Source organism: Segatella copri (genome assembly GCF_019249795.2).
In the GTDB taxonomy this organism is placed as follows: domain Bacteria; phylum Bacteroidota; class Bacteroidia; order Bacteroidales; family Bacteroidaceae; genus Prevotella; species Prevotella copri_B.
The window spans coordinates 2,442,249-2,465,317 of record NZ_CP156891.1; the positions used below are offsets into that span (position 1 = coordinate 2,442,249).

22 protein-coding genes are annotated in these 23,069 nt (G+C 43.8%); 18 read left to right on the forward strand and 4 right to left on the reverse strand.

Annotated features, from left to right (window positions below):
- Positions 1-37: 37 nt before the first annotated feature.
- Positions 38-991, forward strand: coding sequence for a hydroxymethylpyrimidine/phosphomethylpyrimidine kinase (locus tag KUA48_RS10200; protein ID WP_218431856.1), 954 nt, complete (start codon positions 38-40; stop codon positions 989-991).
- Positions 992-1,136: 145 nt separating this feature from the next.
- On the opposite strand, the gene KUA48_RS10205 is transcribed toward KUA48_RS10200, so the two are convergent.
- Both KUA48_RS10205 and KUA48_RS10210 read right to left on the reverse strand, forming a co-directional pair.
- Positions 1,137-1,817, reverse strand: coding sequence for a response regulator transcription factor (locus KUA48_RS10205; protein WP_153072517.1), 681 nt, complete (start codon positions 1,815-1,817; stop codon positions 1,137-1,139).
- A 46-nt stretch (positions 1,818-1,863) separates the two neighbouring features.
- Positions 1,864-3,027: a sensor histidine kinase KdpD gene (locus KUA48_RS10210; protein ID WP_218431855.1), complete on the reverse strand. Its 1,164-nt coding sequence runs from the start codon at positions 3,025-3,027 to the stop codon at positions 1,864-1,866.
- 421 nt (positions 3,028-3,448) lie between these two features.
- Here KUA48_RS10210 and KUA48_RS10215 point away from each other — a divergent pair, with 421 nt between their 5' ends.
- The 11 genes from KUA48_RS10215 to pdxT all read left to right on the forward strand — a co-directional run bounded on the left by KUA48_RS10215 (position 3,449) and on the right by pdxT (position 14,480).
- Positions 3,449-3,580 (forward strand): hypothetical protein, encoded by a 132-nt coding sequence (locus KUA48_RS10215; protein WP_256624401.1) that lies wholly within the window; start codon positions 3,449-3,451, stop codon positions 3,578-3,580.
- A 132-nt stretch (positions 3,581-3,712) separates the two neighbouring features.
- Positions 3,713-3,871, forward strand: a complete 159-nt coding sequence (locus tag KUA48_RS10220; protein ID WP_153096323.1) for a hypothetical protein — start codon at positions 3,713-3,715, stop codon at positions 3,869-3,871.
- Positions 3,872-3,944: 73 nt separating this feature from the next.
- Positions 3,945-4,769, forward strand: a complete 825-nt coding sequence (locus tag KUA48_RS10225) for a GLPGLI family protein (protein WP_218431854.1) — start codon at positions 3,945-3,947, stop codon at positions 4,767-4,769.
- Between the two features lie 26 nt (positions 4,770-4,795).
- Positions 4,796-4,957 (forward strand): hypothetical protein, encoded by a 162-nt coding sequence (locus KUA48_RS10230; protein WP_218420224.1) that lies wholly within the window; start codon positions 4,796-4,798, stop codon positions 4,955-4,957.
- A 28-nt stretch (positions 4,958-4,985) separates the two neighbouring features.
- The gene (locus tag KUA48_RS10235) at positions 4,986-5,141 is read left to right on the forward strand and encodes a hypothetical protein (RefSeq protein WP_153096325.1); all 156 of its coding nucleotides are present in this window, start codon (positions 4,986-4,988) and stop codon (positions 5,139-5,141) included.
- Positions 5,142-5,202: 61 nt separating this feature from the next.
- Positions 5,203-6,045, forward strand: coding sequence for a GLPGLI family protein (locus tag KUA48_RS10240; RefSeq protein WP_218431853.1), 843 nt, complete (start codon positions 5,203-5,205; stop codon positions 6,043-6,045).
- A 10-nt stretch (positions 6,046-6,055) separates the two neighbouring features.
- Positions 6,056-7,645, forward strand: a complete 1,590-nt coding sequence (locus KUA48_RS10245) for a thioredoxin domain-containing protein (RefSeq protein ID WP_218431848.1) — start codon at positions 6,056-6,058, stop codon at positions 7,643-7,645.
- The gene (locus KUA48_RS10250) at positions 7,642-10,278 is read left to right on the forward strand and encodes a carboxypeptidase-like regulatory domain-containing protein (RefSeq protein WP_218431847.1); all 2,637 of its coding nucleotides are present in this window, start codon (positions 7,642-7,644) and stop codon (positions 10,276-10,278) included. The genes KUA48_RS10245 and KUA48_RS10250 overlap by 4 nt, the downstream gene beginning before the upstream one ends.
- 2 nt (positions 10,279-10,280) lie before the next feature.
- Complete coding sequence (locus tag KUA48_RS10255; RefSeq protein WP_218431838.1) at positions 10,281-12,482, forward strand: peptidase domain-containing ABC transporter; 2,202 nt, start codon at positions 10,281-10,283, stop codon at positions 12,480-12,482.
- 486 nt (positions 12,483-12,968) lie between these two features.
- A complete protein-coding gene (gene pdxS, locus KUA48_RS10260) occupies positions 12,969-13,844 on the forward strand; it encodes a pyridoxal 5'-phosphate synthase lyase subunit PdxS (RefSeq protein ID WP_153073281.1) in 876 nt (291 codons plus the stop codon).
- A gap of 66 nt (positions 13,845-13,910) precedes the next feature.
- The gene (pdxT, locus tag KUA48_RS10265; protein ID WP_119227584.1) at positions 13,911-14,480 is read left to right on the forward strand and encodes a pyridoxal 5'-phosphate synthase glutaminase subunit PdxT; all 570 of its coding nucleotides are present in this window, start codon (positions 13,911-13,913) and stop codon (positions 14,478-14,480) included.
- A 619-nt stretch (positions 14,481-15,099) separates the two neighbouring features.
- Here the strand turns inward: pdxT and murF are convergent.
- Entirely contained in the window at positions 15,100-16,401 is a 1,302-nt protein-coding gene (murF, locus tag KUA48_RS10270; RefSeq protein ID WP_218431836.1) for a UDP-N-acetylmuramoyl-tripeptide--D-alanyl-D-alanine ligase, read from the reverse strand.
- Between the two features lie 143 nt (positions 16,402-16,544).
- Here murF and KUA48_RS10275 point away from each other — a divergent pair, with 143 nt between their 5' ends.
- From KUA48_RS10275 to KUA48_RS10300, 6 genes are all read left to right on the forward strand, one after another.
- Positions 16,545-16,766, forward strand: coding sequence for a hypothetical protein (locus tag KUA48_RS10275; RefSeq protein ID WP_089544490.1), 222 nt, complete (start codon positions 16,545-16,547; stop codon positions 16,764-16,766).
- A gap of 121 nt (positions 16,767-16,887) precedes the next feature.
- Positions 16,888-17,733, forward strand: a complete 846-nt coding sequence (folP, locus tag KUA48_RS10280; RefSeq protein ID WP_218431834.1) for a dihydropteroate synthase — start codon at positions 16,888-16,890, stop codon at positions 17,731-17,733.
- Positions 17,730-18,500 carry a diadenylate cyclase CdaA gene (gene cdaA, locus KUA48_RS10285; RefSeq protein ID WP_006847577.1) on the forward strand — a complete coding sequence of 257 codons (771 nt, stop codon included), beginning with the start codon at positions 17,730-17,732 and terminating at the stop codon, positions 18,498-18,500. Before folP ends, cdaA begins: the two co-directional genes overlap by 4 nt.
- A 245-nt stretch (positions 18,501-18,745) precedes the next feature.
- The gene (gene pta / locus KUA48_RS10290) at positions 18,746-19,792 is read left to right on the forward strand and encodes a phosphate acetyltransferase (protein WP_118154625.1); all 1,047 of its coding nucleotides are present in this window, start codon (positions 18,746-18,748) and stop codon (positions 19,790-19,792) included.
- Between the two features lie 106 nt (positions 19,793-19,898).
- The gene (locus KUA48_RS10295; RefSeq protein WP_118154628.1) at positions 19,899-21,101 is read left to right on the forward strand and encodes an acetate kinase; all 1,203 of its coding nucleotides are present in this window, start codon (positions 19,899-19,901) and stop codon (positions 21,099-21,101) included.
- A gap of 75 nt (positions 21,102-21,176) precedes the next feature.
- Complete coding sequence (locus KUA48_RS10300) at positions 21,177-22,223, forward strand: sugar kinase (RefSeq protein ID WP_118154631.1); 1,047 nt, start codon at positions 21,177-21,179, stop codon at positions 22,221-22,223.
- Positions 22,224-22,258: 35 nt separating this feature from the next.
- Here KUA48_RS10300 and KUA48_RS10305 read toward each other — a convergent pair whose 3' ends face one another.
- Positions 22,259-23,023, reverse strand: coding sequence for a UDP-2,3-diacylglucosamine diphosphatase (locus KUA48_RS10305; RefSeq protein ID WP_153094877.1), 765 nt, complete (start codon positions 23,021-23,023; stop codon positions 22,259-22,261).
- Positions 23,024-23,069: the final 46 nt, after the last annotated feature.

A 23,069-nucleotide genomic window follows, 5' to 3' on the forward strand; every position in this document is an offset into this window, starting at 1 on the left:
GCCCTCAAACTTATCATCGGGTTCAAAGTTTAAGGATATGATATTAACGATTACAGGTTCAGACAGCACCGGAGGCTCTGGTGTGCAGGCGGACATCAGGACGATTGCCGAGTTGGGCGGTTATGCTGTTTCGGCAATAACCAGCATCACTGTGCAGAATACGCTCGGTATTCAGGAGTTCTTCGATATTCCTGCCGAGATTGTTTCGGGGCAGATTGAGGCTATCATGAACGATATGCAGCCTGATATTGTGAAGATTGGTATGATACGCAGGGTGGAAACGCTGAATGTGGTCATCGATGCGCTGACCAAATACCGTCCTGCCCATATCATCTATGCCCCTGCCATCTGGTCGAGCCAGGGCGATGCGCTGATGACGGAAGATGTGGTGAGCCAGATCAAATACCGTCTGCTGCCGCTCTGTTCTGTCGTCGTGGCACGCAAGAAGGAGAGCGACATCATTCTTCAGAACTCCAAACTGCTGAGCCTTGCCGAGAAGCAGGGACTCCGGATCTATCGCCTCGACAATGCCAATTCGCATGGTCTCATCAACCGTTTTTCTTCAGCTCTTGCCGTTTATCTGAATCAGGGCAAGAAGATGGGGGAGGCACTGGCGAAGGCGCAGGATTTCATCAATGTAGAACTCGTGCGCCAGAGCAATCTGCAGGGCAGGAGTTCCGAGCTTTACAACCAGTTTATCTCGCAGGTCAATAACTTCTGCCGCACCTATAGCGATGTTCATTTTTATGCCGACCAGTTGAATGTGAGTGGCCGTTATCTGGCTCAGGTTACCCGCCGCATCTCCGGCAAGACGCCGAAGGCGATTATCGATGAATACATCGTGAAGGAGATAGAGCGCGAACTCTCTACCACCACGCATACGGTGCAGGAGATAGCCAACACTTTCGGCTTCTCATCCCAGGCTCATCTCACCAAGTTCTTCAAGAAGATGAGAGGGGTAACGCCTTCTGCTTTCAGACAGAAAGGTTGAAAACAGGTGGCTTTTGACCAAAAGATTAAAATAATTAAGTTAAATTAGAAACACGGACAAATTGAATTTGTCCGTGTTGTTTTTTTCTTTGCTTTTTAACTCTATGTTTTCCACCACGGAACTCATAGACTTAGGAACCATAAAACTAGTCATCCATCCACATCTTGAATCCTTCGCCGCGCAATGTTTCCAGGTGGATGGAGGCATCCTTGGCGAAATATCGTCGCAAGTTGTACATCACATTATTCAGACTTTCTTCGCTACAGTGTACACCTCTCCAAACTGTATCCTTGAGGTCTTGGCGTGGCACGACTTCGCCCTTATTGATCCATAATAGCTTGAGTGTAGCAAACTCGGTATTGCCCAGCGTCTTCTCGCTGCAGCCACGGAAGCTGAGCACATGGCTCTCTGTATCTACGGTGTAGGCACCCATGTTTATCATACGGGAATTGCTGAAGTCTTTAGGCTTGGCATAGCGGTTTACCCATCCCAGGAACTCACGGCTGTCGAAAGGCTTCTCGATGTAAATCATAGCACCATTATTGGCAGCCTCGGTTTTGAGTTCTGGATCATGTAACGAAGATACACACATGATAGGGATATCTTCTGCGGCAAGACGGATGTCGTTGATTCTTTCCAGACTGTTCTCTTCTCCTATCATCACATCGAGGATGATGAGGTTGGGAGACAGCTTCATGATAAGGCTTTCTACTCCAAACAGCGTGTTTTGAAAATAGACCTCATAGCCTGCTTTTTTAAGTAGCAAGACTGCTGTGTTGCCGAAATCCAGGTCATCATCGACCAATAGTACTTTTATCTTTTCCATATTTCTTATTTTATAATGTTTTATCTTGTTCCTTGCCCATTACGATTTATTGCTTTTCGTTGAGCGGCAATGTAAATGTAAAGGTGCTGCCCTTGCCGAGTTCGCTCACCACCTTGATGGTTCCGCCATGTGCCTTGACGGCATATTTTACCATAGCAAGGCCTATGCCATATCCGCTCTTATGGTGTGTGGCTGGTATGCGATAGAACTGCTCGAATATCTTCTTCTGATATTTTTTGTCGATGCCTACGCCGTGGTCAGACACGCTGATGATGGTGAAATGTTCATCCTGTTTGATGTTGACTTCAACATTTGCCTCCTTGTCTGAATATTTAACGGCATTCTCCATCAGATTGTGCATCACATTTTCTATCAGATACTTATCTGCATACACCAGTGCATTCTCTTCACGATGGTCGTGGATGCCGATGGCATGTGGTTTGCTGGCATAGTTGATATCTATTTGTTCTTGTGCTTGTTTCGTCAGCTCGATGATGTCAATTTGTTCTTTGTTGATAACCAACTTGCTTTCACTAGCCTTAGAGGTAATCAGTATCGTCTTGATGGTATTGGCAAGATTCTTGATTTGTCTTTCAGAAGAATCAATCATCTCTTGCAAGTCAGCATCCTTGATACTGTCTTTGATGAATCCCAACTTTAGCAAGATGCTTGCCAATGGTGCTTTCAAGTCGTGTACAGTTCCATGAAGGCTTACCTCACGATTCCTCAGAAGGTCTTCCTTGTATCTGATGGCAGTCATCTGGTATCCTACGCAGAAGACGATGATAAGAGCTAGCAGTATGGTAGAGATTAGAGTCTCTATAGAATTTCTGATGAAAGAAGATGGAGTTATATCCACCTTTGCCTGTACGAAACGGATAGGTTTGAGTCCGATGGCGATAGGCTTGCTAGCCTGCCAAGTCTCAATGTCCTTTGTTTGCCCATAACTCTTAATGACCTTTTTGTTCTCATCTAATATCAATAAGGTATAAGAGAAATCCTCATTTAGATTCTTCTTGAATATTTGAGAGAGTTTCTTGAGATTAATGGGATTGCCTTTGGCGGTGAGCCTGTCTTTTGTCAATAATCCCATAGCTTCTGCTTCTGTTTCTACAATACCTTTGTCTCTTAATTCTTGAATGTTTATCTCGTTAATATTGATGATATCTTCCTTTTTAGGTTTAGCTTTCAGAAAGTCTTCTTCGGACATATCTTTATAGTAAAGTCGTTGTTTTCCATCTTTATACTGGGTGTAATTTTGATATGCTCGGATAGCATATTCTTCATCAACGGTAACTTTTAGTTCAGAATTTATCTTATCTGTTTCGTTGAAGATATAATTTTTGTGTTGCAGGGAAATGTTATATCCTTGCAACAATGTGATAATCATAATTGCTAAAATTGTTATATAATAATACTTTTTCATGCGTTATACTTTTGTAGTTACACTTTTAATATGCAAAGGTACGTTTTTTTTTCTAAAAGAGCGTACATTCTTACATCATTTTTATATCATAATCGGGGGGGGGGGGTAAAAATGATGTGAAATTTGATGTAAAAAGTTTGGTGGTTTGAGCAATTTGAGATAATTTTGCAGCCAGAAAGTTTAATCAATTTAATTGGTATATAGTATGGATATATTGAAAAATTTAGATTTAAGCCAAGTTCTCGGCGGTGGATACTGGTGGCAAGATTCGGCAGGTTATTGGCATTATAATCCAAGTGACGAAGAACCTGATGGTGATGACATCATTTGGGAATAGTCATTAAAATAAGAAAAATAATAAAGTCGACGATATTATTTGCAGACCTCACTGTTCAAAGGCGTACCTTCTAAGAAGCACGATAGTCTTTCAAGATAGTTAACATGGTATAAACTCTTAATTTTAAAAATTATGGAGAAAATGAATTTGTTTGAGATGCAAGCCATTGCTGGTGGTATCTCACGTGAGGAGTATTGCGCAGAGCTTGATGCAATTATGTCAGATAATTGGGGTAAGTTCACTAAAAGTGAAAAGAGAGCTGCTGCAAAATCATTTGCGCAGAATTGCTAAGTAAAAATCTATGTAATAGTCTCAATATCTTTTAGGGGGTATTGAGGCTGTTCATTGTAAAAATACGGTTATTATGAGGATTTTAATAAGTATATCGGTATTATTCTTTTATGCACTTTTGTTGCATGCTAAGAATGAGGTTATAGATCATGGGCAATTTTTGTGCTCATATTATTATTGTTATTCGAAAGATACGATAAAGAATGATGAGAAAGAAGAAGATTTGCTTTTTTTGGCTATCGGGAAAAATATCTCAAAATGCTACAGCTATTATACGTATCAGTCGGATTCTTTAAAATCTACAGTGGATGGCAAAGCAAAGTTTCGTGCATTGTTTAAAGAAGCGATTAAGCGAGAAGGGTATATGACCAATTCTTTTCCACATAGCCGAATGACCACATGTATTTATAAAAAATATCCTCATGATAATATGATAACTGTGACCGATTGTCTCATGTCTCAATATTATGTATATGATGATAGCTTAGGTATACAGAATTGGGGTATAGACGGAGATAGCATTAAAAATATTTTAGGCTACAACTGTCAGAAGGCAACTTGTAAATTCCGTGGTCGTTCTTGGACGGCATGGTTTGCATTGGATGTTCCAATTAGTGATGGTCCTTGGAAGTTTTGTGGTCTCCCTGGGTTGATAATGGAAGTATATGATGAAGGAAGACAGCAATATTTTTGTATAAAAGGATTACAGAAAGTAGCTGACACCCCTATTGTTTTTGATGTTTTCAATAGAAAGCGGATAAAAATAGATAGAAAATCTTTCCTAAAGTTAGAATATAATTACTTTCGTAATTCAAATAGCATAAATGAGGCGATGACAGGAATATTGCTGGACTCGTCAGACTCTCAACGTAATTATGACTTAATAGAAAGAGAATAGAATTTTATTTTTAAAAAGAAAAAGTTATGGAGAAAATGAATTTGTTTGAGATGCAGGCTATTGCTGGTGGTATTAGCAAGAATGATGAGGAATTATGTACAAAACTAAAAAAGTTGATATTGAATAGTGATATAGAGCAAGGGACTCTTGAAGCAGTTATTAATATATATAGAAAGAACTGTATGTAATTAAAATATTTGAATTAATATAAAGGTTATGGAGAAAATGAATTTGTTTGAGATGCAGGCTATTGCTGGTGGCATCTCACGTGAGGAGTATTGCGCTCAGCTCAAGAAGATGATGCGCGAGTGTGAAATGGATGACAAGAACTTTGATAATGCAGTTGAGGCTTATCATAGAAATTGTATGTAATGTCAAATGTTGCAGCCTATGCTTTATAGGGAGCATAGACTGCAACCTATATTAAGGAATTATGAAGAGAAAGAGTTTCATATTTCTATTTTTAACTTTTTATCTTATTGGCTTTGCCCAAAATAAGAAGATAGATACGGCTAATATGCTGTGTAGCTATGTTTATGAATATCTTACGGATACGCTGCCTGGAGAACAACTGCGTAAGGAAGACTTGCTCTATCTGCAAATCGGAGCTGAGTGCTCTAAATGCTATAGCTATTATACATATCAGTGTGATTCTTTAATGGCAGCTCCTAATGGTGATAAACAATGGGATAGCTTCTTGACAGAAGCTGTTGGGAAAGGATTGAAAGGAAAGCAATTACACAATGCCATACCACACCGCCGAATGTCAGCAACCATCTACAAGAATTATCCGCAAGGAAAGATAACTGTTACCGACTTCTTGCTGGGACAATATTACCTTTATGAAGACGCTTTAAACTCACAGGAGTGGAATATAGAAAGTGACAGCATGAAAGTTGTTCTTGGACATGAATGTCAAAAGGCTACTTGTAGTTTCAGAGGAAGAAAATGGACAGCTTGGTTTGCCTTGGATGTTCCTGTAAGTGATGGACCTTTGAAATTCTGTGGTCTCCCTGGGTTAATCATGGAAGTATATGATAGAGGAAAGCAATACTACTTTTGTATTAATGGAATGCAACAGGTTAGTGCAACACCAATCACTTTTGGTATATTAGATAAAGATTTTAAACATTTTCAGAAAACAGATAGAAAAGACTTCTTGTTATCAAAGTATAGATATTTGAGGAATCAAAATAGTATAAATGAGGCTTCTACAGGTATCTCTCTAGGTAGCGTGGATGAAGCTCTAAAATATGATTTAATAGAAAGAGAATAAGAGTTGCATTATGAGAAAAACGGATTTAACCTATTTGGTGGAAATTCTTTCTAAACATCTTAAGACTGCTTCTGTACATTTTCGTATGGAGGAGTTGCAATTATGTTTGTTGTCTTCTCCAATGGATATTACTGCACTATCCATCGTTCAGACTTATACTTGTTTGGGGGCTAAGGCTAGTGTTTTTCGGGCAGACTATGCCTCTACTATAAAATGGGGGAAACCTTTCTTGGGACAATTGAGCCATGATGGTAAAGATTCGTTTGTCTTTGTGAAAGAAATAACAGAAACTGATGCTATTTATTATGAGGGAAGGCTTAAGAGAGTAGTCTCTGCAAGTGATTTTAAGAAAGAATGGACGGGAATAGTTGTCGCTATTGAAAATATCAAAGAAAGAAATCAAGAAAAGGAACGACTTAAAACATTTATACACTCTTCTTTATTACTTTGTATAGTGGTATTGTTTTTAATCAGTCCACATTTGTCAACGTTGGCAAGTGTCAATTGTTTATTGGATGTGATGGGAGGCATACTCTGCTTTGGGGTAATAATGCAGTCTTCATCTCCTTACTATAATATTTTTGAACATTTTTGCATAGCCAATACTAGGCTTGACTGTCAGAAATTGGACTTGGGACGCTGGGGTGTGCTGTTTCGTAAGGTCAATTTGGGACGAATGGGGTTTATTTATTTCTTTTCTTGTACTTTGGCTACTGTGCTGGCAGTTAGTAGTCCTAATCCATCAGCAATATATGATTGGTTGGCAATAACCTCGATGGGACTATTGCTGTTAGCTGTCGTGTCAATATCATATCAACTATTTGCTAAACGTTTCTGTCTCTTATGTTTGGGGATAATGGGGATTCTTGTTGTTAATAGTATATTGGCTTTTCCTGTCAAAGGTATTCCGACTTCTTTCTCTCTAGATGTAGGATTGTATTTCCTTATGGTTGTCTTGGCTAGTAGTGGTCTTCTTTATATGTGTGAATATTATGCAGGTGCAAAGCAACGAGCTTTCTCAACGAGAATAAATGAACTGCGAATAAAACGAATGCAGAGTGTTTTGGGATATTCCTTTATGGCAAAAACAACGCTTCTGGCAAATGAAGATTCAATAATGCTTGGCGACTCAGAAGCACCATTGACTATTACGACTTATATGAGTCCTTGGTGTAAGACCTGTAAAAAGGTTGCCTTTGAAATGATAGAGTTGCTTCGTAAATATCCAGATTACATTAATTGGCAAATCTACTTTGATGGGGTGAAAGCCACTTTTGTTAATGAAGTAAATTTACCTCAACTCTATCTATATCAGTATTTGGCTAGTGGGGAGAACACGAATAGAAAACTTGCGGTTCTAAAATATTGGTATAAGAAGAAATCAATAAAAGATTTGCAGACAAAGATTGAAATGACATCAAAAGACATAGAGGCAATCTTGGAAAGATTTAACAATCAGCTAGATGCCATGGCAGATGAAAGGCAGGTGCCTATAGTATGGATAAACAACCGAATTTTTCCTTCTTGCTATTCTCTAGCCGATTTGCCTTATGTGTTACTCGACTTATGTATGATTTATTCTCAAGAAAAAAAAGTATGAGACAGTTGATAGTATTAATATGTTTGATTTGTGCAAACACCTTAACTTATGCCCAGCAAGTTACTTTGTCGGGTAAAGTTGAGGATGCCTATACTGGTAAGGGATTGCAGGGAGTGATGGTTACTATCCGACCAAAGGGAGGTAATCGGATTTTGAAATTTTCCAAGACACAAGAGGATGGAAGTTATAAGATAAATCTTAATGCTATGCCTGAAGGAAACAACGTGCTGCATTTCTCGATGATGGGATATGCTACGAAAGTTATCCCCTTATCAAAGGATACTATCCAGTATGATGTACTCCTGACGGAGCAGGCAACAAAGCTGAAGGATGTTGTGGTGAAGGCTCCAAGTATCCGACAGCGGGGCGATACCATCTCCTACAATGTGGCAAGCTTTGCCGATGCCAACGACAAGAGTCTGGCTGATGTCTTGAAGAAGATGCCGGGAATGGAGGTGTCGGACAAGGGAGAAATCAAATATAACGGAAAGGCTATCAATAAGTTTTATATCGAAGGACATGATATGCTCGGCGGCCGCTATTCCATCGCCACCAACAATATCCATCAGAAGGATGTCGGTTCGGTAGAGGTGATGACCAATCATCAACCTATCAAGGCTTTGGAAGATATGTCGTTTTCGCAAGACCCTGCCATCAACATCAAACTGAAGGAATCTGCCAAGAGCCGTCTGGTAGGAACGTTGAAGGCAGGTGGCGGTATGGAGCAGAAGAAAGGGGAGAAGTTTGGTAAGCTGAATGTCTGGGAAGGCGAGATGTCGTTGATGCGCTTTGCCAAGAAAGCCCAGTCGCTCAATACCTTCAAGAGTAATAATATAGGTACGGATGTAACCGGTGAGGGCAATCTCCTTTTTTCTGATGATGGCACTGGAGTGATGGGAAATTCTTATACTTTGAAGGATTACGTAAATGTTTCTCCCGACCAGCTGACGGATATTTCAGACAGCCGTGTGCGTAAGAACCAGACTCATGTTTTCACAATCAATAATCTCTGGGTATTAGGCAAAAATACAGATTTGTCTTCTCAGATTGTCTATACCCACGACCGTCTTCTTTCTTCTTCATTCAGTAATACCCAGTATTTCCTGAATGATTCAACCATTTATGATGTAGAGGATGAACAGGCTAAGCAGAAGCAGAACAGATTGGTTGCCGACTTTACGCTGACTTCGAATGGCGAAAAGGCGTATGTTGCCAATCAGCTTTCCGCCGACCTGGCCTGGAATGATGTCATGATGGATATTGCCGGCTCTTATCCTAATCATCAGCAGGTCAATATGCCGAAATATAAAGTATCAGACAAGCTGGAACTGTTGCATCGGAGTAGTAAGCGAACCTATACCTTCAACACGTATAATGCTTATATGGTGAATCCGCACTCTCTGTCTGTTGATAATTCGCAGCAAACGGCTTATCAAAGTGTTCGTTCGGCAGCATTCTTCAGTCATACCAATACTTCGCTCGGCTTTTTCCTCAAGCCTTTTACTGTGATGATGAAGGTTGGCTTGCAGGTATTGAGCAGAACGATGAAGAGTCATCTGGAGGGAGTACCCGATTCCCTGGGAAATATGCGCAATCAGATAGGCATGACCTTCTTCCGTGCCTATGCATCGCCGGAGGCAGAGTATAATCAGGGTGGCTGGCATATCCGTTTCCAGATGCCCATCACCTTTACACCTTATTATTATAATGATAAGTTGATGGGAGCGAAAGAGAATGCCAGCAAGACACTGGTTGCTCCTCAACTCAGCGTGAGCTATTTCCTTACAGCCCGTTTGCAGGCTACGCTTTCCGGTGGAATCGCTCAGCGGGAAGTGGATGAACAGAATTTCTATCAGGGTCTGCTGATGCGTGATTACCGTAATCTTTATACGGGTTTCGTGGATTATACCGCCGACAAGAGCAAGCATATTTCCTTCAACATCAGCTATAAGCGTCCTCTTGCCACCGTCTTTGCCAATGCCTACATCCGCAAGAGCTGGTCTGACAGTCATCTTACGGTGGCTCGTAATTTTGTGGGTGATTATATCATCAACTCCTATTTCTCCAACAGCAGCAGTTCTGAAAACCTGATGGCTGGTGGAAAGGTAAGTAAGGGATTGGGATTCATGCATGGACTCGTTAGCGTAGGTTTTGATTATCTGAGGTTTGATGGTTTCCTGCGTCAGAACGATTCTCCTTCAGCCTATTCATCTGATAACTATATGTTGTCGGCAAAATGGAGTGGTCGTCCTGTGGATTGGTTCAATTTCACCTATGAGCTGAACTGGGATAAGGATAAGATGGTATTGAAGAATTTGGGTTTCGATTCTTCCTCTACCAATCTTGCCCAGAATCTCACTTTCAACTTCCAGCCATTGAAGTCATGGTTCATCAAGTTGCATGGAGAGCATTATCGCAATCAGATAGCAGATCATCAGCACAAGAATCTTACTCTTGCCGATGCGTCCACCAGTTATGGCTTTAAGAATGGTATGGAGTTGAGCCTGACAGCGCTTAATCTTTTCAATCAGCGCACCTACGGTTATACTATTTATTCTGGGTTGACACGTACGGGCAAGGAGTATCAGTTGCGAGGTAGAACAATATTAATGTCTATATTCTTTCATTTTTAGTAATGGCACATATAAAGATAGAACATCAGTATGACAGCATGCAATGCGGTATCACCTGCTTGCAGATGATTTGTAGATATTTCGGCAGGGAGTACTCGTTGAACTCTCTGTCGAAGATTTGTTTTGCAACAACGGAAGGTGTTTCCATGCTGGGCATCAACGAGGCTGCAAGAATATTGGGATTCCAAACGGTTTCGGCTAGGGCTACAATAGAGGAACTGAGCGAGACTCCACTACCTTGCATCCTTCATTGGAACCAAAACCATTTTGTGGTATTATATAAGGTGAAAAAGGGCAAGAAGTTCTATATCGCAGACCCTGGCAAGGGTAAGACAACTTATAATCTTGAAGAATTCAGACGGCATTGGATAAGCACTCGCTCTAATGACGAGGACAAGGGTATCGCCATGTTCTTCGAGACCACTCCTGCCTTCTTCACCTATCAGATAGAAGGAGAAGATAGACAGAAGGAGAAGCGTTCCTTCAAGTTCCTTTTCAGATATTTCAAGAAATACCGCAAGGCATTCTCCTGGATTGTCTCGGGACTGCTTGCGGGCAGCGCCCTGCAGCTGGTGTTGCCGTTCCTTACCCAATCCATCGTGGATGTCGGTATCAAGAACCAAGACATTGGATTCATCTGGCTCATACTCTTAGGTCAGTTGATGCTCACCGTCAGCCGAACTGCGATAGACTTCGCTCGCCGATGGTTCCTGCTCCGCATCTCCATGCGGATCAACATCTCCCTGGTGAGCGATTTCTTCATCAAACTGCTGAAACTGCCGATGTCGTTCTTCGACACCAAACTGATGGGCGACTTGATGCAGAGGATGAACGATCATAGCCGTGTGAACAACTTCCTCACCCAGCAGACGCTCAACATCACCTTTGCCATGCTTACCTTCGTGGTATTTTCGGTGGTGCTCTTTATATATAATAAGGTGGTGTTTGCCATCTTCTTGCTTGGCAGCATACTGTATGGCGGATGGATGGCTCTCTTCCTGCGTCGAAGAAAGGTGCTCGATTATGAACTCTTCGAGCAGCAGGCCATCAATAACAACAGGACATACGAGTTCATCACTTCGATGCAGGAAATCAAGTTGCAGGATTGTGAGCAGCGCAAGCGAAAGGAGTGGGAGGAAACTCAGGTGAATCTTTTCAGAGTGCAGCAGAAATCTCTAAAACTACAGCAGACCCAGGAGGCAGGAAGTATTTTTATCAATGAGGTGAAGAATATCGTTGTGACGGTGGTTGCTGCAACGGCGGTAATCCAAGGGCACATGACCTTGGGTATGATGCTCGCCGTGCAATATATCATCGGACAGCTCAACTCGCCGGTGGAGCAACTCATGAACTTCTTCTATTCCGTTCAGGATGTGAAAATCAGTCTGGAACGAATCAATGAGATTCACCAGATGGATGATGAGAACGGGAAGGATGGCTTGCTGACTGATCTTGATCATCCTGAGGATGGTATCCATATCAGCAACATCATGTTCAAGTATGATCCTCATGCCCTCAGAAAGACGATAGACGGGGTGGATATTCATATTCCTCAAGGTAAGGTGACGGCGATAGTGGGAGCATCGGGCAGTGGAAAGACCACGCTCATCAGATTGATGCTGGGGTACTACCCGGTGTTGGAAGGAAAAATCACCATCGGCGATACCGATATCAATCAGCTCAACAGGAAATGGTGGCGCCGACAGTGTGGAGTTGTGATGCAGGAGGGCGTCATCTTCTCGGAAAGCATCGGGCGCAACATAGCAGTGGATGATGCAGAGATAGATCAGGAACGTTTGATGAGAGCTGCAGAGATAGCTTGCATCAAGGATTATGTGATGGTCTTGCCGCTGAAGTTCAACACCAAGATTGGGCGTGATGGCGTGGGACTGAGCCAGGGCCAGAAACAGCGCATCCTGATAGCGAGAGCTGTTTATAAGAACCCAGACTATATCTTCCTGGACGAGGCAACCAACTCGCTTGATGCCAACAATGAGCGTAATATTGTGGAAAACCTGGATAAGTTCTATCAAGGTAAGACAGTTGTGATAGTTGCTCATCGCCTAAGCACGGTGAAGAATGCCGACCAAATCGTGGTCCTTGACCAGGGAAAGGTGGTTGAGGTTGGCAACCATGAATCTTTAACCGCCAAGCGAGGGGCATATTATAATCTTGTGAAGAATCAGTTGGAATTGGGAAACTAAAATGCGTTTGAGATGGAATAAAAAGAATCAAATAATATAGAGTTGAAACTTCTTGATATTCTATCAATGTCCAATTTGGAGCGAGTTTTTTTGTTGACACATAGATAAATCTCTCTTGCAGAATCGCCAGCGATGCTGTAGAAAGGCTTCGCTGGCGATTTCTCTGTATATAATCTTACTCAATCATGTTCTTGAGTATCCATTTCCTGAAGAATGGGTCTTCTATATTCCATAATCGAAATTTTTCGTTACGAAATTTTTCGCTAAGATACAAAAAATGTAGAAGTTCAGAAGGTGAACTCCTCTCGGTTTCTCTTAGCAGTACAATCTGTGTACTGCTTTATATATTCAGGAATATCTCTTATATATTTGCGAATCTCTCTTTATACAAAATGACTCAATGTTTGCAGAAAATGGAACATTTTTTTCTGTTTTCAGTGAAAAATGTTTCCTTTGCAGCCGTAATTGAATAAAAATATAAGAATTATGGCAGAAAATAGACAAGAATTGAATCGCAACTTGGCTCAGATGCTCAAGGGTGGTGTGATTATGGACGTAACAACTCCAGAACAGGCAAAAATCGCAGAGGCAGCAGGTGCATGCGCAGTAATGGCGCTGGAACGTATTCCAGCTGATATCCGTGCAGCAGGTGGTGTTTCTCGTATGAGCGACCCTAAGATGATTAAGGGTATTCAGGAGGCTGTTTCTATCCCTGTAATGGCTAAGTGCCGCATCGGTCACTTCGCTGAGGCTCAGATTCTTCAGGCTATCGAAATCGACTATATTGACGAGAGCGAGGTGCTCTCTCCAGCAGATAATGTTTATCACATCGACAAGACTCAGTTCGACGTGCCATTCGTTTGTGGTGCCAAGAATCTGGGCGAGGCGCTCCGCCGTATTGCTGAGGGTGCTACCATGATCCGTACCAAGGGTGAGCCAGGAACAGGTGATGTGGTTCAGGCTGTTACCCACATGCGTATGATGCAGAGCGAAATCCGCCGCCTCGTTTCTATGAGCGAGGATGAACTTTACGAGGCAGCCAAGCAGTTGCAGGCTCCTTACGAGCTGGTGAAGTATGTTCACGAGAACGGCAAGTTGCCAGTGGTTAATTTCGCTGCCGGGGGTGTGGCTACTCCAGCTGATGCTGCCCTGATGATGCAGCTCGGTGCCGAGGGTGTATTCGTAGGTTCTGGAATCTTCAAGAGCGGTAACCCTGCTAAGCGTGCACAGGCTATCGTGAAGGCTGTTACCAACTACAACGATCCTAAGATGCTGGCTGAGTTGAGCGAGGATCTCGGCGAGGCAATGGTAGGTATCAATGAGCAGGAGATTGCTTTGCTCATGGCTGAAAGAGGTAAGTAATAAATGAGATAACGGATAAGAGCCCCTCCTGCACAAGAAGGGGCTTTTATATTAGATAAGTATGTTATGAGAATAGCAGTATTAGCTTTACAAGGCGCTTTTGCTGAGCACAGACAGAAGTTGGCTCAGTTGGGCGTGGATAGTTTCGAGGTTCGCCAGTTGAAGGATTGGGACCAGCCAAAGGATGGCTTGATTATTCCGGGCGGTGAGAGTACCACCCAGGCGAAACTCTTGAATGAACTGGGATTGATGGAGCCTGTGAAGGAGGCGATTGCTGCCGGCTTGCCTGTTTATGGTACTTGTGCCGGCTTGATTCTTCTTGCCAAGAAGATTGAGGGCGAGCCTAGCCAGCGCATTGCTTCGATGGACATCACGGCTTTGAGAAATGCCTACGGTCGCCAGTTGGGCAGTTTCTACATCGAGGCTCCGATGAAGGGCATCGAGGGAAATGTCCCTATGACTTTCATCCGTGCTCCTTATATTAAAGAGGTGTGGGGAGATGCTGAGGTTCTGGCTGAAGTAGATGGCAAGATTGTGGCTGCCCGCCAGGGTAACCAGCTGGTTACTGCCTTTCATCCTGAACTGAACGAAAGTCTGGAGATTCATAAGTATTTTCTGGGGATGTGCAGCAAGTAGGCTTCATCCTATGTTGAAACTTACTTCGTTGACCGATGAACAGGCTTCATGGGCACATGAAGCTATATTGCAAAGTATCTTAGGATACATTGCCAAGTATCTTAAGATACATGAGCAAGTATCCTAAGATACTTTTTTATTGAATGTCTGATACTTTTTTCCGATAAATGTTTGCCGTTTGCAAATATTCATCGTATCTTTGCATTATGAAATCTTCGTTACGTAAAACTCATAATGATGTAAATGCTTATGGTACAGTTAAATTCTTTTGTATTTAAAAAGCTGTTGCAGAATTCATGTAGATGGGGCTGTGGGCCTGTTGAGTGAGCGAAACAATGTGCTTGAGTGAACTCAATGAGCCATCCGAATAAGCCTACAGATATGACTGAACAAGCACAAGGATATGACTGAACAAGTGAAAGAATACGTTTGCTCAGGTTCAAGAAGTCGGAATATCAGGTTCAAGGAGGCTGTTTCTAAGAGATTCCCACTAGGCTCAGCAGCTCTGCTGAGCCTAGTCAGCAGGTCTGCCGACTGCAGTCAGCACATCTGCCGAGCCTAGTGGCAACACCCTATAGTCGTACAACCACACACCTTTTAGTTGTACGATAATAACCGTTTATAACAACTCCGGAAGCTGGAAGAGCTTCACACAGTTGCTGCCTTTGATGAGGATGTAATGGTCGTGAGGCAGGTTCGCCTTGAGCGCTTCCTTCACTTCCTCTACATTCTGGAACTTGCGGTAGCTGCATGGAATATCCTTGAACTCATCGCCCACCAGCCATACATTCTCAAGACCGGCTGCCTGCAACTGGTCTACTACCTTCTGGTGCTCCTCGTGGCTCACTTCGCCGAGCTCGCCCATCTGTCCGAGAATTGCCATCTTATGAGGCACATCCATCACGCGGAAGTTCTCGATGGCGGCTGCCATGCTAGATGGGTTGGCATTGTAGGCATCTACCACCAGCTTATTGTGCGCCGTCTCTTCCAACTGCGAACGGTTGTTGCTTGGGATGTAGTTCTCCAGGGCATGATCTATCTGCTGAGGCTTCACATCGAAATGAAGACCGATGGTGATGGCGGCAAGCATGTTGTCGATATTGTAAGAGCCGATGAGATGGGTTTGAACCTCATGCCAGTCGAAGCTCTCGGTGCGCCAGCGGAACTTCAGGAAAGGAGCGCAGGAAATGACTTCTCCCCATACATCGCAGTTTTCATCCTTGCCGTAGGTGATGAGGCGGTTGATGTTGCGCTGCTCTGCCATCTGTATCAGATGCTCGTTGTCTGCATTGATGAAGACGAGGGCATCGTTGGCTGCGAGGTAATCATAGAGCTCTCCCTTGGTCTTCTTCACGCCTTCGAAACTGCCGAATCCCTGCAGGTGGGCACGGCCTACGTTGGTAATCATACCGCAGGTTGGCTCCACGTATTCCACGAGTTTTCGGATGTCACCAGGATGGGAAGCACCCATTTCTACAACGGCAATCTCATTTTCCGAAGAGAGACGGAAGAGGGTCTTTGGTACGCCTACATCATTATTGAAGTTGCCCTGGGTGAACATCACGTTGAACTTCTCGCCGAGAACGGCAGAGACGAGTTCCTTGGTGGTGGTCTTGCCGTTGGTTCCGGTGATTCCTACTACAGGAATATCGAAGTGGCGGCGATGCTCACGGGCTAGTTCCTTGAAGGTGGTGAGGCAATCCTCTACGAGGATGTAGCGCTCGTCGCCTTCCTTGGCATACTCTTTTTCATCAACAATCACATAGGCACAGCCTTTCTCCAAAGCCATGTCGGCAAACTTGTTGCCATCAAACGATGCGCCCTTCAAAGCCAGGAAGATGCTGCCCTCTGGGCAGTCGCGGCTGTCAGTGGTAATCACTGGGTGCGCTTGGTAAATCTGATAGAGTTCTGAAATATCCATAGTCTATAACTGTTATTTTGGGTGCAAAAGTAATCTAAATTATGGACATAACAAACAATTTTCCCAAAAAATGATGGTAATCTCGAATATTCTTTCTATTTTTGCAGAAATATTCGATGAATCTTTAGAAAGTGAGGCTCTTTATGGGTAGTAGAGATGAAAAAGATAAAACGAAAGTAAGGAAGGAAAAGCTGGCAGGCTATTTCTTTAATTTATCTCAGTTAACGTTTACTGGAACTGGGGTTGGTGGTATTGCTCCAATTCTGCAAGGAGAGTTTGGAGTTAAAAATTATGTAGTAATTATATTTGGTATAGTAATGACCTTCATTTTTGCGGGCATTGCTAATCGAATTTTAAAATATTAAGTTATGGAAGTTTACAATGGACTATTGTTTTTCTTTGTGGTTGGAACAATCATAGGTGGAAGCTTTCTTGCCTGGACTTACACAAAGCCAGGTAAAAAGTGGCTTAAGGAGTTATAATCCGATGGAATATACAATCAATATCAAGGGGCGCTTGATGGATTTGAGTACCCCTCAGGTGATGGGCATCCTGAACGTTACGCCCGACAGTTTCTACTCTGGCAGTAGAAAACAGACAGAAATGGAGATAGCTCAGAGAGCTAATCAGATTATAGAAGAAGGTGGAAGCATCATTGATGTGGGCGCTTTCTCCACCCGTCCCGGTGCCGATGAAGTATCGGAAGAGGAGGAGGGAAGACGCCTGAAGTTCGCTCTCGACATCGTTCGCAGGGAGCAACCGGATGCTGCCGTCTCCGTAGATACCTATCGCCCTACCTTGGCGCGTAAGTGTATCGAGGAGTGGGGAGCTGACATCATCAACGATGTATCAGAAGGTGGAATTACAGGCATCACCAATGTACCGCTGGAGCAGAGACAGGAGGAATATCCTGAAATGTTCCGTGTGGTGGGCGAACTGAAGGTACCTTATATATTAATGTCAGTGCAGCCTACACTCGAAACGATGATGAAGGGCTTTGCAAAAGAGGTGCAGCAGTTGCGCGACCTGGGAGCCAAGGACATCATCCTCGACCCGGGCTTCGGCTTCGGCAAGAATCTCATCCAGAATTATCAGATTTATAATGAGATGGAGAAGTTGAACGTGATGGAACTTCCGGTTCTGGTAGGCATCTCCCGCAAGAGTATGATATACAAGCTGCTGGGTGGAGATGCTACGACATCGCTCAATGGAACTTCCGTGCTCGACACCATCGCTCTGATGAAGGGCGCCAGCATCCTCAGAGTGCACGATGTGAAAGAAGCTGCTGAGGCTGTGAAGATAATAGAAGCAATGAAGGAGGGACGTACATGATAGAATTTGGCATCAAAGATTTTCTCGATATTCTCCTGGTAGCCTCGCTGCTGTTCTATGTTTATCGTTTGATGAAGGAATCGCGCTCACTGAACATCTTCGTGGGCATCATGCTCTTCGTGCTAATCTGGCTCTTTGTGAGTCAGATACTGGAAATGCGCCTGCTGGGTTCTATCCTGGATAAACTGGTGAGCGTGGGAGTCATCGCCCTCATCGTCATCTTCCAGGAGGATATCCGTAGATTCCTCTATGAAATCGGTTCGCAGAAAGGTATGCGCCGGCTGGTTCGCTTCTTCCACTCCAGCAAGGAGAGCCAGAAGGAGGCTAACAAGGAGACCATCATGCCGATTGTGATGGCGTGTATGAGTATGGCAAAGAAATACGTAGGTGCTCTTATCGTTATAGAGCGAGGCGTTCCACTGAAGGACATCATGGATACGGGTGAGGAGATAGACGCCAAGATTAACCAGCGGCTGATAGAGAATATTTTCTTCAAGAATTCGCCGCTTCATGATGGAGCCATGGTGGTGAGCAATAAGCGCATCATGGCAGCCGGATGTATTCTGCCTGTGAGTCATAACCTCGATATTCCGAAGGAACTGGGACTCCGCCATCGTGCCGCTCTCGGAATATCCCAGAGCAGTGATGCCATCGCCGTCATTGTATCCGAGGAGACCGGACGAATCAGCGTGGCCATCAAGGGCGAGTTCAAACTCCGACTCTCTGCCGAGGAACTGGAAAGCATCCTTACTCTGGAAATGATATAAGTTAAGTGAAGAGTGAAGAACGAAGGGTGAAGAATTCATCACTTTTCCTGCTACGTAAACCTTTACGATATGAATAATCTCCCGATTTAGCTTTTTTTACACATTTTAATCGCTGCTATTTCAAAGAAAATGTGTACTTTTGCAAAGTCGATGTGGCAAAAAGGTGAAAAACAAGATAACATCACCTAACACTTTGACAGATCTACTTAGGAAACAACAAAATATATAAAATATTAAAAAGTAAAATGGATTTATTACAGCAAATCGTAGCTCGCGCTAAAGCTGACAAGCAGCGCATCGTGCTCCCTGAAGCAGAAGAGGAGCGTACATTGAAAGCAGCCGATAAAGTTTTGGCTGATGATCTCGCAGACATCATCCTCATCGGTAACCCTGCCAATATTAAGAATCTCGCTGCTCAGTGGGGTCTTAACAACATCGACAAGGCTACTATCGTTGATCCACAAAACAACCCTAAGACTGAGGAGTATGCTGAGAAGCTCGCTGAACTTCGCAAGAAGAAGGGCATGACTGTAGAGCAGGCTCGTGAACTCGTAACTAAGAACAACCTCTACCTCGGTTGTATGATTATCAAGACAGAGGGCGCTGACGGTCAGATTTCTGGTGCATTGAGCACTACTGGCGATACTCTCCGTCCAGCTCTTCAGATCATCAAGTGCAGTCCAGGTATCACTTGCGTAAGTGGTGCTATGTTGCTCATCTCAGACCAGAAGCAGTATGGTCAGGATGGCGTTGTAGTAATGGGTGACGTTGCTGTAACTCCAAACCCTACAGCAGACCAGCTTGCTCAGATTGCCTATACTACAGCTCATACAGCTCAGTCAGTGGCAGGTATTACTGATCCACAGATTGCCATGTTGAGCTTCTCTACAAAGGGTAGCGCAAAGGATGCTATCAACAAGGAGACTGGCAAGAGCGTTTATATTATTGACAAGGTAAAGGATGCTGTAGCTATCGCTAAGGAGAAGTTCCCAGAGCTTCACCTCGATGGTGAACTTCAGGCTGATGCAGCCCTCGTTCCTGAGGTAGCTGCCAAGAAGGCTCCAGGTTCTGACGTTGCTGGTAAGGCTAACGTATTGGTAGTTCCAAACCTCGAGGTTGGTAACATCGGCTACAAGCTCGTTCAGCGCTTGGGTGGTGCCATCGCTATCGGTCCTATCCTCCAGGGTATTGCCCGTCCTGTTAACGATCTTTCTCGTGGTTGCTCTGTTGATGACATCTACTACATGGTAGCCATCACAGCTTGCCAGGCACAGGATGCTAAGAAGGCGTAAGTATATAGTTAATAGTTAACAGTTAACAGTTTATAGGGCTAAGCTGCTGTAAGATGGATGGTTTATGCTATAGACTGTAAACTATAAATTTTAAATTGAAAGCAAAATGAAAGTATTGGTTCTGAACTGCGGTAGTTCATCTATCAAGTACAAATTATATAATATGGACGATGAGTCTGTATTGGCACAGGGTGGTGTAGAGCGTATCGGTCTTGATAACGCTTTCATCAAGGTGAAATTGCCTAACGGCGAGAAGAAGCAGATCATGCACGACATGCCTGACCACAAGGAAGGTGTGAACTTCGTGTTCAAGTGCTTGCTCGATCCGGAAATCGGCGCTATCAAGGATTTGAAAGAAATCGACGCTGTAGGACACCGTGTCGTACAGGGTGGTGACAAGTTCAAGGAGAGCGTTATCGTTGACAAGAGCGTAGAGGATGGTATCGAGGAACTTTGCGACCTCGCTCCTGTTCACAACGCAGGTCACCTGAAGGGTATCCGTGCCGTTGACTCTTTGATGCCTGGCACTCCTCAGGTTTGCGTATTCGACAACGCATTCCACAGCACAATGCCTGACTACGCTTACCTCTATGCAATTCCTTACGAGTTGTACGAGAAGTATCACGTACGCCGTTATGGTTTCCACGGAACATCTCACCGCTATGTTTCTAAGCGTGTTTGCGAGATTCTCGGTCTCGACCAGAACAACTCTAAGATCATCACTTGCCACATCGGTAACGGTGGCTCTGTAGCTGCTGTATTGAATGGTAAGGTATTGGATACTTCAATGGGCTTGACCCCATTGGCTGGTTTGATGATGGGTTCACGTTGTGGTGACATCGATGCTTCTGCCGTTACCTACTTGATGGAGAAGTTGAACATGAAGCCACAGGAGATGGCTGACTTCCTGAACAAGAAGAGTGGTGTGCTCGGTATTACAGGTATTTCTTCTGATATGCGCGACATCGAGAACGCTGCCAACGAGGGTAACGAGAAGGCTCAGCTGGCTCTCCGTATGTATGAGTATCGCATCAAGAAGTACATTGGTGCTTACACAGCAGCTATGGGTGGCGTTGACGCTATCGTATTCACAGCTGGTGTAGGTGAGAACCAGACCGGCCTGCGCGAGGAAGCTTGCAAGAACCTGGAGTATCTTGGCATCAAGATTAACAAGGAAGTAAATGACAAGGTTCGTGGTGAGGAAGCTATCATCTCTACTGACGACAGTAAGGTGAAGGTAGTAGTAGTTCCTACCGACGAGGAGATTGTTATCGCTCGCGATACAATGGAGTTGGTTGCTAACAAGTAATCATACGCTATATATAATAAGGTGAAGACTAGAAACATAAGTGAATAGTCTTCACCTTTTTAAATTTTTAGAATTATGAAAACAAAGATTGTAACTTTCGGAGAAATATTGCTTAGGATTTCTAAGCCTGGTTATCAACGTTTATTTCAGGGACATCATATGTTTGGCAATTATGGTGGCAGTGAGGCTAATGCAGCCATCTCTTTGGCTTATTTAGGCGATAATGTAGAGTATGTAACCCGTGTGCCATACGGTGAGATGGGTGAGGCCGCGTTGATGCATCTCAGAGAGTACGGTCTGAATGTTTCTCATGTTGTGCGTGGCGGTGAACGTCTCGGAACTTATTATTTCGAGGAAGCTGTAGCTATGCGCAATTCCCGTGTGGTTTACGACCGCAAGAATTCTTCTTTCTATACGCTGAAGCGCGGAATGGTGAAATGGGATAAGGTGCTGGCTGATGCAGCTGTATTCCATTGCTCCGGCATTACCTGTGCTATCAGCCGCGATGCGATGGAATCAACTATGGATGCCATCAAACTTGCTGTTTCTGACGGGTTGACCATTGCCTGCGACATTAATTACCGTAAGAATCTCTGGGGATATGGTCTGGAGCCTCATGATGTGCTATTCCAGATGATGCAGTATAGCGACATCATCTTTGGTGACCAGAATGAGTGGGAGATAGCCAGCGGTGTGCCTCATATTCCTTTCGAGGCTTTGGATGCAGACTATGAGATAGCCAAGGAGGCTTATCTGGAGTATTTCCGCAAGATGCATCAGCTCTTCCCTAAGTGTAAGAAGATGCTGATGGCGGTAAGAAATCAGATTGCCAGCAGTCATCATACCTTGAGCGGCTTGCTCTATGATGCTGTAGAAGATCAGCTCTATACTACAAGAATCTATGATATTGAGCCGATTGTTGATCCGATGGGTGTAGGTGATGCCTTTATTGCTGCCTATATTCATGCCCATCAGAAGTGGGGCGACAAGAACCAGTATTGCCTGGATTTCTCACTGTCAGCAAGCGCGATAAAGAATACGGTTCCGGGTGATCAGAATCTGGTTACAGAAGAAGAAATCATCAATAACATGACTTCTTCAGGAGGTCGCATACAGCGATAACAATAAAGGGCAGCTCATAAAGCTGCCCTTTATTGTTATGGTTGGCTTTCGCCTTCCACATATTCTTCCATAAACATGTGTTCACCATCAAACACGGCATAGGTGAACTGCCATATCCAGTCGCCCAGAATCATCAGTCGGGTCTTTTTGCTCAACATCAGATCCAGTTCGATGTGGCGATGGCCGAACATGAAGTAATCTATATCCTTGTGACTTTGCATATACTGTTTGGCAAAGCGCACCAGAAACTCCTTCTTTTCGCCCATATAAGGCTCTTCCTTTCCGTCAGCACGTTTCAGTCGGCTATGCTTAGCCCAGTTCAAGCCCAAAGCCATTCCCCAGCGAGGATGAATCGCATTAAGGAGGCGTTGGCAAGTATGATTCTGGAACACTCTTTTCAGAAACTTGAATTTCTTGTCTGGGTCACCCAGTCCGTCTCCATGTGCCAGATAGAATACTTTATCGTATATCTCTATGGTCTGAGGCTTGTAATGTACGGTAATGCCACACTCTTCCTCCAGGTAGCCATAGGTCCAGAGATCGTGGTTACCCGTAAAGAAATGTACTTCCACTCCCATATCGGTCAACTCCGAGAGCTTACCTAAGAAGCGTGTATAGCCTTTTGGTACGACATATTTATATTCGTTCCAGAAGTCAAACATGTCACCCAGGAGATAAACTGCCGCAGCCTTCGTCTTGATGCTGTCCAGGAAACGGACCAGGCGGCGTTCTTGCATGCGGGCATGCGGAATGGCTAATGAGCCAAGGTGCGCATCTGAGAGGAAATATACATTTTTCATAAGCGATTCTTTTTAAATGAAGAGTGAAGAATGAGGAGTGAAGAGT